Annotated in this window: 10 protein-coding genes; 4 read left to right on the top strand and 6 right to left on the bottom strand. The window is 49.2% G+C overall.

Annotated features, from left to right (window positions below; genetic code table 11):
- Positions 1 to 3,080: retention module-containing protein (locus tag NC856_RS15595; RefSeq protein WP_264091358.1), on the bottom strand; the 3,080-nt coding region annotated here is incomplete at its 3' end.
- 377 nt (positions 3,081 to 3,457) lie between these two features.
- Between NC856_RS15595 and NC856_RS15590 the strand changes: the two genes are divergently transcribed.
- The 3 genes from NC856_RS15590 (at position 3,458) to NC856_RS15580 (ending at position 8,596) form a co-directional block, all read left to right on the top strand.
- Positions 3,458 to 4,813: a TolC family outer membrane protein gene (locus NC856_RS15590; RefSeq protein WP_404802338.1), complete on the top strand. Its 1,356-nt coding sequence runs from the start codon at positions 3,458 to 3,460 to the stop codon at positions 4,811 to 4,813.
- A gap of 239 nt (positions 4,814 to 5,052) precedes the next feature.
- The gene (locus tag NC856_RS15585) at positions 5,053 to 7,245 is read left to right on the top strand and encodes a type I secretion system permease/ATPase (protein WP_264091357.1); all 2,193 of its coding nucleotides are present in this window, start codon (positions 5,053 to 5,055) and stop codon (positions 7,243 to 7,245) included.
- Positions 7,232 to 8,596 carry an HlyD family type I secretion periplasmic adaptor subunit gene (locus tag NC856_RS15580; protein WP_264091356.1) on the top strand — a complete coding sequence of 455 codons (1,365 nt, stop codon included), beginning with the start codon at positions 7,232 to 7,234 and terminating at the stop codon, positions 8,594 to 8,596. The genes NC856_RS15585 and NC856_RS15580 overlap by 14 nt, the downstream gene beginning before the upstream one ends.
- Positions 8,597 to 8,670: 74 nt before the next feature.
- On the opposite strand, the gene NC856_RS15575 is transcribed toward NC856_RS15580, so the two are convergent.
- Together NC856_RS15575 and pdeH are read right to left on the bottom strand one after the other, a co-directional pair.
- On the bottom strand, positions 8,671 to 10,185 hold the full coding sequence (locus tag NC856_RS15575; protein ID WP_264091355.1) for a sensor domain-containing protein: 1,515 nt from the start codon (positions 10,183 to 10,185) through the stop codon (positions 8,671 to 8,673).
- A gap of 783 nt (positions 10,186 to 10,968) precedes the next feature.
- Positions 10,969 to 11,760 (bottom strand): cyclic-guanylate-specific phosphodiesterase, encoded by a 792-nt coding sequence (gene pdeH, locus NC856_RS15570; RefSeq protein ID WP_264091354.1) that lies wholly within the window; start codon positions 11,758 to 11,760, stop codon positions 10,969 to 10,971.
- Positions 11,761 to 12,248: 488 nt separating this feature from the next.
- Between pdeH and NC856_RS15565 the strand changes: the two genes are divergently transcribed.
- The gene (locus tag NC856_RS15565) at positions 12,249 to 12,509 is read left to right on the top strand and encodes a YfhL family 4Fe-4S dicluster ferredoxin (protein ID WP_264091353.1); all 261 of its coding nucleotides are present in this window, start codon (positions 12,249 to 12,251) and stop codon (positions 12,507 to 12,509) included.
- Positions 12,510 to 12,512: 3 nt separating this feature from the next.
- Here the strand turns inward: NC856_RS15565 and acpS are convergent, their stop codons facing one another.
- The 3 genes from acpS to recO all read right to left on the bottom strand — a co-directional run bounded on the left by acpS (position 12,513) and on the right by recO (position 14,442).
- Positions 12,513 to 12,893: a holo-ACP synthase gene (acpS, locus tag NC856_RS15560; protein ID WP_264091352.1), complete on the bottom strand. Its 381-nt coding sequence runs from the start codon at positions 12,891 to 12,893 to the stop codon at positions 12,513 to 12,515.
- A complete protein-coding gene (gene pdxJ, locus NC856_RS15555) occupies positions 12,893 to 13,624 on the bottom strand; it encodes a pyridoxine 5'-phosphate synthase (protein WP_264091351.1) in 732 nt (243 codons plus the stop codon). The genes acpS and pdxJ overlap by 1 nt, the downstream gene beginning before the upstream one ends.
- A gap of 80 nt (positions 13,625 to 13,704) precedes the next feature.
- Positions 13,705 to 14,442 carry a DNA repair protein RecO gene (gene recO / locus NC856_RS15550; RefSeq protein ID WP_264091350.1) on the bottom strand — a complete coding sequence of 246 codons (738 nt, stop codon included), beginning with the start codon at positions 14,440 to 14,442 and terminating at the stop codon, positions 13,705 to 13,707.
- Positions 14,443 to 14,444: the final 2 nt, after the last annotated feature.

The following is a 14,444-nucleotide window of genomic DNA, read 5'->3' as shown; positions in this document are numbered from 1 at the left end:
GTGATGGTCGCGCCATTGCTGAGCGTCACGGTAAACTCACGATCGGTCGGCTGGCTTAATGTCGCGCCAATGGTGGCGGTGCCGCTGCCTTCCGCCACCGTGATATCACCCAGCGTCAAGGTGGTGGCGTCGCTGTTATCCACTACCGTGGTGGTGGTTGTACTGCTGGTATCCAGCGCTTCATAGTTGCCGCCAGCAGCGTCTTTGATACCGAGGGTCAGCGCTTCCTCACCCTGCTGATAGCCATCGTCACCGCGTGTCGCGATCTGTACCGTGCCGGTACTTTCGCCCACCGGAATGGTGATGGTCTGATCGTTGCTTAGCGTGATCACCAGCGGACTGCCGGTGACCGGTGAACCCACGGTGGCGGTGACGGTAAAGGCGCTGCCTTCGGTCACCTGATTATCCGCGCTCAGGGTGATGGCGGTGGTATCGCTGTTATCCACTACCGTGGTGGTGGTTGTACTGGTCGTATCCAGCGCTTCATAGTTGCCGCCAGCGGCGTCTTTAATGCCGACCGTGATGGGTTCATCGCCCTGCTGATAGCCATCGTCACCGCGTGTCGCAATCTGTACCGTGCCGGTACTTTCGCCCACCGGAATGGTGATGGTCTGATCGTTGCTCAGCGTGATCACCAGCGGGCTGCCGGTGACCGGCGCGCCCACGGTGGCGGTGACGGTAAAGGCGCTGCCTTCGGTGACCTGATTATCCGCGCTCAGGGTGATGGCGGTGGTATCGACCGTATCCGTCACGGTGACAATCGCGGTGTCGCTGCTGTCCAGTTGTTCAAAGTTATGTTCACCGGCATTGACGACGCTCACCGTATAGCTTTCACCGTCCTGATAGGCATCATCGCCCTGCACCGAAAACGCCGTTGAGGTGCCAACCGCGCTGTTGGCGGCAAAGGTGATGGTCGCGCCATTGCTGAGCGTCACGGTAAATTCACGGTCAGTCGGCTGGCTTAATGTCGCGCCGATGGTGGCGGTGCCGCTGCCTTCCGCCACAGTGATATCGCCCAGCGTCAAGGTGGTGGTATCGCTATTATCCACTACCGTGGTGGTGGTTGTACTGGTCGTATCCAGCGCTTCATAGTTGCCGCCAGCGGTGTCTTTAATGCCGACCGTGATGGGTTCATCGCCCTGCTGATAACCATCGTCACCGCGTGTCGCAATCTGTACCGTGCCGCTGCTTTCACCCACCGGAATGGTGATGGTCTGATCGTTGCTTAGCGTAATGACCAGCGGGCTGCCGGTGACCGGCGCGCCCACGGTGGCGGTGACGGTAAAGGCGCTGCCTTCGGTCACCTGATTATCCGCGCTCAGGGTGATGGCGGTGGTATCGACCGTATCCGTCACGGTGACGGTTGCAGTATCGCTGACATCCAGTTGTTCAAAGTTATGTTCACCGGCATTGACGACACTCACCGTATAGCTTTCACCGTCCTGATAGGCATCATCGCCCTGCACCGCAAACGCCGTTGAGGTGCCAACCGCGCTGTTGGCGGCAAAGGTGATGGTCGCGCCATTGCTGAGCGTCACGGTAAATTCACGATCGGTCGGCTGGCTTAATGTCGCGCCAATGGTGGCGGTGCCGCTGCCTTCCGCCACGGTGATATCGCCCAGCGTCAAGGTGGTGGTATCGCTGTTATCGACCACGGTAGTGGTGGTTGTGCTGCTGGTATCCAGCGCTTCAAAATTACCGCCAACGGTGTCTTTGATACCGATGGTCAGCGCTTCATCGCCCTGCTGATAGCCATCGTCACCGCGTGTCGCGATCTGTACCGTGCCGCTGCTTTCGCCCACCGGAATGGTGATGGTCTGATCGTTGCTCAGCGTGATCACCAGCGGACTGCCGGTGACCGGCGCGCCCACGGTGGCGGTGACGGTAAAGACGCTGCCTTCGGTCACCTGATTATCCGCGCTCAGGGTGATGGCGGTGGTATCGCTGTTATCCACTACCGTGGTGGTGGTTGTACTGGTCGTATCCAGCGCTTCATAGTTGCCGCCAGCGGTGTCTTTGATACCGAGGGTCAGCGCTTCCTCACCCTGCTGATAGCCATCATCGCCGCGTGTCGCGATCTGTACCGTACCGCTGCTTTCGCCCACCGGGATGGTGATGGTCTGATCGTTGCTCAGCGTGATCACCAGCGGACTGCCGGTGACCGGCGCGCCCACGGTGGCGGTGACAGTAAAGGCGCTGCCTTCGGTCACCTGATTATCCGAGCTCAGGGTGATGGCGGTGGTATCGCTGTTATCCACTACCGTGGTGGTGGTTGTACTGCTGGTATCCAGCGCTTCATAGTTGCCGCCAGCGGCATCTTTGATACCGACCGTGATGGGTTCCTCACCCTGCTGATAACCATCGTCACCGCGAGTCGCGATCTGTACCGTACCGCTGCTTTCGCCCACCGGAATGGTGATGGTCTGATCGTTGCTCAGCGTGATCACCAGCGGACTGCCGGTGACCGGTGAACCCACGGTGGCGGTGACGGTAAAGGCGCTGCCTTCAGTCACCTGACTGTTCGAACTCAGCGTGATTACATCACGATTTCCCGTATTTTCATTACCCGTACCTTCCTCAGAAAGTTGCGCCCCCGCTAATGATTGGGTGTCGGCGTCATCAATCCCTTCTACGCCGTCGGTCACGAAATCACTCTCCGCCGTCGTGTAACCCGCCGTCACATCAATAACCTGTCCGGTCAGGTCAAGCACCACGGTTGTGTGACTACCGCCGCCGTCGCCGGCCTCACCAGTGCTATCATTGCCTGCTGCGGTGGCTTCAAGCACTTGCGTCGGGTCTGCGCCCTGTTCGATAGCGGCCTGCAACGCGGCAACATCATCCTCTGCGTCTTCTGTTTTCTGCTGTGTCGCATCCGCGACATCACTCCAGCGGCTATTTCGGCCTAAATCCAGAGTACGTCCATCTGGCAATGTTATAGAAACCGCACCATTGTCACCGGTCACAATTTCTTCACCACTATAGATACGATCGCCCGCGGTCAATAACCGCTGACTCCCATCTAAAGCGACAACGAAAACCTGACCGATAACGAATTTGATGATACCGATTACGCTATTCACAATAGCTTCTCCTTGATATCTATAGTTATTTATGGTGCATATGAATCTTAATAATTATATTTCGACATCATTGCAGATGAATTGAATTGCTGTGTGTCATCCTGACTAAATTATTGAGACACCGCTATAATTTGACTTTCTTCTGTGCCAGGCACTTGACTAGATGACTGATATAATAAAAAATTCGGAATATTCTTTCCAGAAGTTTACTTAGTAAGTGTAAATAATAATTCCAGATTCATCAAAATGCTTTCATTTATCATTCAACACATTGATTTAAAATCATTTTTTTATAAATATTAATAGAACCATTAATATAATTATTTGAATAATTAATAGGAATAATCACAAAATCAGCATTTTCGAAGGAAATCAGCATGATCAAACGTAAATATGGCGTGGCCTTAATGCCGCTTATTGCTGCTTTTACTAATACGGTCAGCGCCGACACTATTCAGGAAGCGATTAAACATACACTTAATACCCACCCTGAAGTCAGCGCATCAATGAATAGTCGTTTTTCAGCCGAACATGATCTGAGTGCCGCCAAGGGAGCTTATCTGCCTTCTGTAACATTAAATGCGGGGACCGGACGCGAGGAAACCGACAGTAATTCGACGAGATCCAGCGGTAATCACAAAGTTGAACTGACGCGCAGTGAATCCAGCGTCAACCTGAATCAAATGGTATTTGATGGTTTTGCGACATCCAGCGAGGTTGCCCGGCAACGCGCCACCGTCAATTCCCGCGCCTACAACGTACTAAACACCAGTGAAACCACCGCATTAGACGCGGTACAAGTTTATCTCGCCGTTTTGCAGCGCAGGGAATTTGTCCGGCTCGCAGAAGAAAATCTCGCCAGCCATGAACGAATCTACGATCAAATCAGGTTGCGCAGCGAACAAGGCGTAGGCCGTCTGGCCGATATGGAGCAGGCAGAAGCGCGTCTCGCCCAGGCCCGGAACAACGTTTTGACGGAAAAAACCAACCTTGATGATGCCATAACCAATTATCTGAGCGTGGTGGGCAAAGAACCCGACAATCTGGTGCTGCCGGACAGCGCCACCCTCTCAATGCCGGCGTCTCTGGAAGAAGCGCGGCGCATTATGCTGACAAACAGCCCGGTGTTGAAATCTGCGCAATCGGATGTTGAAGCAACCGAAAAGCAATATGAAGCGTCCAAATCGACATTTTACCCGCGAGTTACGGTGGAACTGGCGCGCAGTATGGACAATAACATCGATGGTTCACGCGGTCACAACAGCGAATGGCAGGCGATGCTGAGAATGCGTTACAACTTGTATGAAGGCGGAGCGGGCAAAGCCAATATGGAATCAAAGGCCTACCAGATCAAAGAAGCGCAGGATATCAGAAATAACTCCCTGCGCATGCTTGACGAAGAACTGCGGCTTGCCTGGTCCGCGCTGAATAATTCACGCCAGCAGTTGCCCATCGCGGCGGAATATGCCGATCGCAGTATGAAAGTACGCACTGCCTATCAGAAACAATTTAGCCTGGGCGAAAGAACGCTGCTGGATTTGCTGGATAGTGAAAATGAATTATTCACCGCGCAACGGCGCCTGGTGGAGGTTCGTTTTACCTCGCTCTTTACCGAGTACCGAATAAAGTCGCGCATGGGAGACCTGTTGAACAGTTTATCCATTCCCGCGCCTGCGGCGGGTAAAAGCCTGACCAACGTGACGACCCGTGCAGAGTTGCCCAGTCTAAATTAATATTATGTATATCCCGATACGGGTGAAGAAACTTTATTATTCGTCAACGTCATGGATATCGTCAATAAAACAGCGAATGACAACCTTGCGTCAAACGCTTATCCCTGATTGTCATTAGTTTAATAAAAAACGTGAATAGTGCGGCGTCATTGAGTCATGAACCCCGGTTTTGCCGGGAAGCATTAGTTTACATATCGTCGGTTGCAGAGATTGCCTAGCGTAAGGGAAAGTGCCGTTAAATGAAGTTACATTCCACCCAAGACGAAAGTCACACGCCACCTGACAAACCGCTGGTCCATGAACATAGCGATCCGCGCAGCCGTCATGATGATCCATTATTGGATGGCCTGCTGATCCTTTGCGCTTTACAGGGAAAACCCGCCAGCCGCACCACATTGACCGCAGGTCTTCCCCTCGCCAATCAGCGTTTATCCGTCAAATTACTCCCCCGTGCGGCTGCCCGCGCCGGTTTACAAGGCAGAGTGCTTAAACGATCGCTGAAACAAATTCCAGTCATGTCTTTGCCGAGTATGTTGTTATTGCGTGAAGGAAGAGCCGCCATTTTGTTGGGCTGGAATGCCGATGGCAGCGCCCGAATTCTGCCCAGTGAAACCGAAGGCGGGGAAATTTCGGTCGATCACAATACATTACAGCAGAACTATCTTGGCCTGGTGATGTTCGCTCAACCTCGCCACCAATTTGATATTCAACATGATTCATTGATCCCCCGAACCAAAACCTGGTTCAAGGATACGCTTAAGCTTTCGCGTTTCCTGTATATGGATGCCGTGCTCGCCAGCCTGCTGATCAATATCATCGCGCTGGCCACGCCATTATTCGTCATGAACGTTTATGACAGAGTGGTTCCCAATCAGGCAACCGCAACCCTATGGGTGTTAGCGATCGGTATTACCGGCGCGTTTTTCTTCGATCTATTATTGAAAACCCTGCGGGGAATTTGCCTGGATATGGCTGGGAAAAAAACCGACCTGATCATTTCCGCCACCTTGTTCGAACGCATCACCGGCATGTCGATGAAGGCCAGACCAGCGCGCGTCGGCAGCTTTGCGCAAAACATTCATGAGTTTCAGTCGCTCAGGGATTTTCTTTCTTCATTGACGCTGACAACGCTGATTGATTTCCCGTTTACCCTGCTGCTGTTGCTGGTAATCGGGTTCATCGGCGGGCCGCTGGTCTGGATATCGATCCTCGCCTATCCTATCGCTTTACTCACCAGTTGGGCCTTGCAAAAACCGCTTTCTTCCACCATTGAGAAAACCATGCATCTTGCCAGTGAACGGCAGGCAACCTTGATTGAAACGTTAAGTGGTCTGGATGCCATAAAAGTCAATAATGCGGAAAGCGAACGGCAATATCAATGGGAACAAACCATTGGCAGCCTCAGCAAACTTGAACTGCGGGCGAAAGCATTATCATCATTAGCGGTTAACCTGACGCTTTGGTTCCAGCAGTTCGCTGGCGTCGCCATGATCGTCGCTGGCGTTTACCTGCTGATTAACGGCAATCTCAGCATGGGCGGATTGATTGCCTGCTACATGCTGAATGGCAGAGCGTTGATGCCGCTGGGCCAACTGTCTGGATTGGTGACCCGTTACCAGCAGGCATCCTTGACGATGACCACCACAGAACAAATGATGCAATTGCCGCAGGAGCGCAGCGATAATGAACGTCCGCTCAAACGGGAGAGTATTCGCGGCGCCATTGAGTTTCGCGATGTCACATTCAATTATCCAGAACAGAAAAACAGTTCCTTGCAAGGCGTCAATCTGAGCATCGCCCCCGGTGAAAAAGTAGGCATTATCGGACGAAGCGGTTCCGGTAAAAGTTCTCTGCAAAAACTGATCGTCAATCTTTATCAACCAACGACCGGCAATCTGCTGATTGATGGCGTGGATGCACGCCAGTTGGATGTCAGCGATTTAAGACACAGCATCGGTTATGTGCCGCAGGATATTCAACTGTTTAGCGGCACGCTGCGCGATAATCTGATTAGTGGCGCGCGTTATATCGAAGATGAAGCGATGCTGCTGGCGGCAGAAATTGCCGGGGTGAATGAATTCGCCCGCCTGCATCCCGATGGCTATAACCTTCAGGTTGGTGAACGTGGTCAGCAACTCTCCGGCGGTCAACGTCAGGCGGTCGCCCTGGCCAGAGCATTATTGCTCGATCCCCCGATTCTGGTTTTGGATGAACCCACTAGTTCGATGGATAACACCAGTGAAGATCGATTGAAGCAGACATTGGCGCCCGTGCTGGTCAATAAAACCCTATTACTGGTGACGCATCGGGCATCCATGCTGACGTTGGTCGATCGTCTGGTTATTTTTGATAAAGGCCGCATTATTGCCGATGGTCCAAAAGCCATCGTGATGGACGCCTTGAAGAAGGGACAAATCAATGCGTCTCGCTAACTATATTCAGCGCATCAAACGCTACTTTATCGGGGATGATGACCAGGATAATCTTCAGACCATGCCGGAAGTCAACCGGGCGATTATCGAAGACTCACCCAGAGTCGTCCGTTTTACGCTCTGGACTATTGGGGCTTTTTTCCTGTTTTTCATCCTGTGGGCAGCGTTCGCCGACATTGATGAAGTAACTCGCGGCAGCGGGAAAGCGATCCCCTCATCAAGACTGCAAAAAATCCAGAATCTGGAAGGCGGTATTGTCACAGAGGTCTTTATTCACGAGGGACAGATCGTTAACGCCGGCGATCCGCTATTACGTCTGGACGATACCCGGTTTGCCTCTAATGTTGGGGAGACGGAGGCCGACCGCCTGGCGCTGACTTTAAGAATCGAACGTCTGAACGCCGAAATCAACGACCGTGAATTGGTTTTATCAGAAGAGGCCTCCGCGCAAACGCCGGAAGTGGCTAACGGCGAGCGTGAGCTTTATAACAGCCGACGCCAGCAATTTCATAATGAAATATCCGGCCTCGAAGAACAGTTGGTGCAACGCCGTCAGGAATTACGGGACTTTTCTGCCAAGCAGATCCAGTTTCGCAATAGCCTGAATTTGTTACAGCAGGAAATCAGAATGTCGGAGCCGCTCATCGCCGCAGGCGCGATTTCTAAAGTAGAAGTGTTGCGTTTACGACGGGCCGAGGTGGAAATCAAAGGCCAACTCGACTCCGTTATCCTGTCGATACCCAGAGCGGAGTCGGCAATAAAAGAAATTGAGAACAAAATTGAGGAAGCGCGCGGTCGCTATAAAAGCGATGCGTTATCACAGTTGAACGAAGCGCAAACCAATCTGAACAAGCTTACCGCGACCGGCAAAGCGCTGGAAGATCGGGTAAAACGCACGCTGGTGGTTTCTCCGGTGCGCGGTATTATCCAGCAGATTATGGTTAACACCATTGGCGGCGTTATTCAACCGGGGAGCGACCTGGTTGAAATTGTCCCGCTGGATGACAAACTGCTGGTTGAAGCCAGAGTTCGTCCGCAGGATATCGCTTTTTTACATCCCGGTCAGGAAGCGATTATTAAACTGACGGCTTATGACTACACCGTTTACGGTGGGCTTAAAGGTAGGCTTGAGCAGATTAGTCCAGATACCGTCACCGATGAAGAAGGAAACAGTTTTTATATTATCCGGCTACGCACCGATAAAAACTATTTGGGTACAGAGGAAAAACCACTACTCATTATTCCTGGCATGGTGGCATCAGTCGATATCATCACCGGCAAGAAAACCATCCTCAGCTATCTGCTGAAACCCATTATCCGTGCAAGGGCTGAAGCATTGCGAGAAAGATAATCGAGGCGATTTAATGGCCCGCAATGGGCGAGGCCCAGGGAGGGGCCAAGTCAATCGGGCAAGAGGTGGGGAGATTAATGATTATTCACGTCATGATAGATTTGAGTCTGGCTTCGACCCATCGCTTTTGCCTGATACATCGCTGAATCCGCATTAATTGCCAAGGTTAGAGAATCAGTACCATGTTCCGGGTAGAGAGCAATACCGATACTACAGGATATATCAAGCTTTTTCCCATCGATTTCGAAGGACTCGTTTAATGCGTTATGTATTTTATCTGCAACATACAACGTATTTTCAACCTCTTTAATTCCTTGTAGCAGGATAATAAACTCGTCACCACTGCGTCGATAGACCGTATCGGAATCCCTCACCGCAGCACGCATTCGCGCCGCAGCCTCTTTTAACAGCAAATCGCCGACAGCGTGACCAAAAGAATCATTTATCTGTTTGAATTTATCCAAATCGAGGAACATCAGCGCAATTTTTCTGCCTGTTTGTTTGGATAACAATATTGCCTGCTCCATCTGTTCGGCAAACGTTAAACCATTTGCCAGCGAGGTCAGCGAATCATAGTGCGCTAACTGCCGATAATGTTCCTCACTTCGTCGCAACATATCAATCGCCCGATAGCGCTCAATGGCGATAGAAATCAGTTGCGCTGATTTCTCTATTGAAAAAATTTCCTCTTCTGTCGGAACGTATACTTTGCGATGATAAACACTTAACACGCCCAATATTTCTTTATTTTGTCCATAGATTGGTTCAGACCAGCATGAACGCAGCCCGGCGTATAATGCCAATCCTTTATGCAAAGACCAGTCCGGGTGGACAGAAATATCGTCCGTGATCACTCGCTTTCCCGTGTACGCCGCAGTGCCGAACGATGCAACGCCGTCAGCAATCTTCACATTGTGGATAGCATTTTTATAGAAACCAGGCAAACTCGGCGCCGACCCTAAAGTCAGACATTTTTTATCTTTATCAACCAGTAACACTGAACAGACGATACGACCGGGATTTTTTTCTTCAACGCTAAATACAATCGCATCAAGAATATCTTTTAATGGCGCGCCACTTGATAATAGTTCCAGTGCGCGATTATAGGAATTATCATGATGTTCCTGTGACTTTCTTTCTGTGATATCCAGCTTTACGCCAACGTATTGGGTTGAATTAGCCGCCTTATTATATATTTTAACGATATTCGCTTTTTCCCAATAGAGTTGACCATCCTTGCGACGGTTAATAAATTCACCACTCCAGATATCACCTTTATTTATGGTCGACCACATATCTTCATAGACACTTACGTTGGTCATCCCTGATTTTAATATATTTGTTTTTTTACCAATGACTTCATCCGGCATATAACCAGACATGGTAATAAATTGACGATTTACGTAAATAATCTCACAATTTTCGTCCGCAATCATAATAGAAGCAGGGCTATATTCTGCCGCAAAGAAAATCATGCTTAGAAAATCTTGTTTTTTCTGCTCAGTAGTAAACTTTTTTTTAATTTTTCTATTCTTTACAGAAGAAAACAATAGCAGCAACAACAATATGATTATTATAATTTCATACACAATAGCACTCTCCTCAGGCCCGAGCGGTCCTGATCGTACAAGTCGCAACATTGATGACGGAAAATCCCGGTAACAAACCCCAATCCCATCGATTTACGGGATTGGCACATTTCCGGAGAGCAGAAAGGATGAAAAGAAAAGTGCTCCATATAGCTGGAGTGGTTAGATACATAGAAACGTCAGCATAAAGCCCCCGCATATGACTGTGCGCGAATAAGAACAACAAGATAAAAAAGTAGCTTAATTGAATATTAAGTAATTGTTTGCGTTATAAGTGCCACTAATGGAATAAAATACGCCACCAAATGCATGGTGATATATTTTGAACATCAATTTTTTGTAAGCAAATCAATTATACCAATAAGTATCATTCTTTTAATCAATAAAATCTATCACAAAATGATTTTCGATCGTTACCGGCGAATACTATGATTTTTTATCATTATAAATCAGCAGTTTAAAACAAACCTTAAAATCCTTCAACACTCAGAACGATAAGAAGGCCAATGAATACTTAAAAAAGTTATAAAGTTCATTATTTGGTTTTACACCAAAATAAAACACCATAAATATAAAAAAATAAAAAACAAAACATCAAAATAAATCAATTAATAAGAATATATGCTGTTTTCTTTGTTGCAATCTTGCTTATTTCGCAAAACGCGATCTTCAATAATAAGAAAGGGTTATAGAAGGGAAGAGGCTCGGAAGAACAAGAGAAAAATGAAAAGGAAGGCAGGACTCGATTACATCAAAACGATATGGTCACCACGTTATTCATCCCTAAAGCTGCAATTTCAGCGCCTCGAAGTTATCAAACGGTTGAGGACGAGAAAGATAGTAACCCTGGGCCGCATCCGCATAGGAGGCTTTGACGATCTCCCACTCTTCTTGTGTTTCAATTCCTTCAATCACCACATAGTTACAAAAACGGGTAAGCAACGCGATTAACGTCGGAAAAACCTCACGCCCTTCCCCACTCTGCAGCAACAGAATAAACAACTCGCGCGCCACTTTGATACAATCATATTGCACCAGCATAAGTGATGAAAAATTCGCCATCCCGCAACCAAAATCATCCAGCCAGAGCGTCTGCGCTTCAGGAAGTTTAGTCAGGGTTTCCTTTGGCAACCCTCCCTGATTTTCCACCATCTCAAAACGAATCCACGGCATAGAGGAAATCAATCGCTTTGCTTCATGGCTTTTCTGTAAAGCCAGTAGCGTCATGCCGTCAATATTCACGGATGCAAGCAGATCGTCGCGGATAAAACGCAATTGCCAGTGAGACAGAAGTTGCAATTGTTCAACAATAATCTGTAAACGCGCATCGACATTAATATTGGCAAAATATTTTTCAGGCGAGATAAATTTTTGCGGCAAGGTAAGAGAGGAAACGGAGGTGAGCAACTCGATAGCCATCAGTTTACCGGATGTTCGGTAAATTGGTTGAAAAGTATACCGCCGCTGGCATTCATGCCAATAATCAGCGTCTAATGGCTCAGTGTTTCCTTGATGGGAAAACAATGGTCCAAACTGATCCAGATCACCTTCCTGCTGCACTATGAATTCCGCCATTAGACTGACACTTGTTAGTTATAAAAATAATATCATTCGGATATATACCGTTATCGACGCGCCTGAAACAAACTTTATCGGTGAAAATGATTATATTCATACTGATTCTCGCGCAAGATAGAGAAATCAGCACAATAGATTAAATTAACCTTAAAAATCAGGCAATTAAATTATATTCACTGCAACCATAATAACTGGTCGATACAGTCTAAAGGATAAATTTCGTGGCAATGTAACGAACAGATGGTTATTTTACCCTGTAACTTAACCATCTATATTTATACACGTCATTTTTAAGTTAAAGAGATGTTGGCTTTCTGCAATTATTTGTTTATCACAGTGCTATGCGTCGTTAAACCCGGTCAGATTTATTCCGTGGTTGATGCCGCCATATGAAATAAACGCCCTCGGATATCGTTACAGGTGTTTAAACGCGCGGGAGCAGGTATAATCTGCGCCCCGTTTCGTTTGCAAGACAGAAGACAATCATGGCATTACTCATTACCCATAAATGTATCAACTGCGATATGTGTGAGCCGGAATGCCCTAATCAGGCCATCTCGATGGGTATGGATATCTACGAAATTGACGCCAGCCGATGCACCGAATGTGTCGGACACTACGACGCACCAACTTGTAAAAAAGTCTGCCCGATTGATAACACGATCATCAAAGATCCTGCCCATCCAGAAGATAACGAGCAGTTGTGGGAAAAGTTCGTCTTAATGCACCATGCGGACAGGCTCTGACCGCTAGCTTTCAATGATCACCGTGGCACAAGCATAACGGCGCTCATCCGCCAGAGTAAGGTGTACATATTTCACCCCCATGCGCTCGGCAAGTTCCGCCGCTCTGTCCAGAAAACGCAAACAGGGTTTGCCCTGCTCATCGTTGAATACCTCAAACTGACTAAACGCCAGCCCATCTCGAATACCTGTACCAAACGCTTTCGCCGCCGCTTCTTTGGCGGCAAAACGTTTGGCAAGAAAACGAATCGGTTGCTGATGTTGCTGATATTGCGTCCATTCCCTATCCGTTAAGATGCGACGCGCCAAACGCTCACCGCTGCGTTCGATGACCGCGGCAATACGGGCAACTTCGACAATGTCGGTGCCAAGTCCCAGAATCGGCATTAACGACGAGCATCCTTCATTAGGCGTTTCATTTCCGCAACGGCTTCGCTTAGCCCCCCCATGACGGCGCGACCGATAATGGCATGGCCGATATTCAATTCATGTATTTCCGGTAAAGCCGCGACAGGTTGGACGTTATGATAGGTTAATCCGTGTCCGGCGTTCACTTTCAGGCCCTTTCCGGCGGCATAACTTGCCGCATTTTGGATACGTTCAAATTCATGCTGACGCTCGCTGTCGCTGGATGCATCCGCATACGCGCCAGTGTGGATTTCAATATAAGGCGCGCCACTGACGACAGCCGCGTCGATCTGACGTTTATCCGCATCAATGAACAGAGAAACCTGAATGCCAGCCTGAGTCAATCGGGCGACGGCATCATTCATTTTCTCTTGCTGACCAGCAACATCCAGCCCACCTTCCGTGGTCACTTCCTGGCGTTTCTCCGGCACCAGACAACAGAAATGGGGTTTCAGTTCGCAGGCAATCCCCAGCATCTCTTCCGTCACGGCCATTTCCAGATTCATACGGGTTTGAATGGTTTCCCGCAAAATACGCACGTCGCGGTCGGTAATATGACGCCGATCTTCACGCAAATGTACGGTAATGCCATCGGCCCCCGCCTGTTCAGCCACAAATGCAGCCTGAATCGGGTCAGGATACGCCGTTCCGCGGGCATTACGCAGGGTTGCGATATGATCAATGTTAACGCCCAGCAATAATTCAGCCATGATAAATCCTATAAAAAGTAACGCGTAATATCTGGCAGTTTACACCGATGTGTGGGTTTCTGGATATCGGCAGACGCGTATTATTTCTCAGAAGATGGCGTTTCAGGCGCGTTGAATGCGGGGACAAACTGGCGGAATAGTTCTCGACTTTTCAGTGGCTTACCACCAAGATAGGGCTTTAGCGCCATGCGGGTAAAGCGTTTTGCCGCCCGTAATGTCACCGTATCGGGAAACTCCCGCGATGCCAGCGCGCGCAACTCATAACCGGTAAAACTGTTATTATCGATAATCAAGCTGGCAATAAATCCTTTCTCTTCGCGATACCGATATGTCATGGTGTCAACGACCGACTCACCACTGCCCGCACAATGTAAAAAGTCCACACCGTAACCAAGATACCCCAACAGCGCCAGTTCAAAACGCCGCAATGCAGGCTCAGGGGATGCATCCTGAGAAGCAAGTTGTTGTAAACAATGGAGGTAATCGAAAAAAAGCGCTGAATAGTTGGTTTCATGTTCCAGCACACGCACCAATAGCTCATTCACATACAGACCGCTATATAGCATGCTGCCGGAAAGAGGAAGCGCCAGCGATACCGGTTCCGCATTACGCAGCGTTTTCACCTCTCCCCTCCCGCTCCAGCGCACCAGCAAAGGTGTAAAGGGCTGCAAACACCCTTTCAGACTGGAACGTCGCGCCCGCGCGCCTTTTGCCAGCACCCGCACCCGACCATCGCTTTCACTAAACAGATCCAGCAATAAACTGGTTTCGCTGTAAGGTCGCCCATGTAAGACAAATGCGCGTTGCCAGCCTTCCATCG

Source organism: Brenneria izbisi (genome assembly GCF_025840185.1).
Classification (GTDB): domain Bacteria; phylum Pseudomonadota; class Gammaproteobacteria; order Enterobacterales; family Enterobacteriaceae; genus Brenneria; species Brenneria izbisi.
The sequence above is the reverse complement of the archived record's forward strand: the minus strand, read 5'-3'. Positions and strand labels throughout refer to the sequence as shown.

Coding starts and splice junctions, on each gene's coding strand:
- recO (WP_264091350.1), bottom strand. CDS start 14,442: ATGGAAGGCTGGCAACGCGCATTTGTCTTACATGGGCGACCTTACAGC.
- NC856_RS15580 (WP_264091356.1), top strand. CDS start 7,232: ATGCGTCTCGCTAACTATATTCAGCGCATCAAACGCTACTTTATCGGG.
- NC856_RS15585 (WP_264091357.1), top strand. CDS start 5,053: ATGAAGTTACATTCCACCCAAGACGAAAGTCACACGCCACCTGACAAA.
- NC856_RS15590 (WP_404802338.1), top strand. CDS start 3,458: ATGATCAAACGTAAATATGGCGTGGCCTTAATGCCGCTTATTGCTGCT.
- pdeH (WP_264091354.1), bottom strand. CDS start 11,760: ATGGCGGAATTCATAGTGCAGCAGGAAGGTGATCTGGATCAGTTTGGA.
- NC856_RS15565 (WP_264091353.1), top strand. CDS start 12,249: ATGGCATTACTCATTACCCATAAATGTATCAACTGCGATATGTGTGAG.
- acpS (WP_264091352.1), bottom strand. CDS start 12,893: ATGCCGATTCTGGGACTTGGCACCGACATTGTCGAAGTTGCCCGTATT.
- pdxJ (WP_264091351.1), bottom strand. CDS start 13,624: ATGGCTGAATTATTGCTGGGCGTTAACATTGATCATATCGCAACCCTG.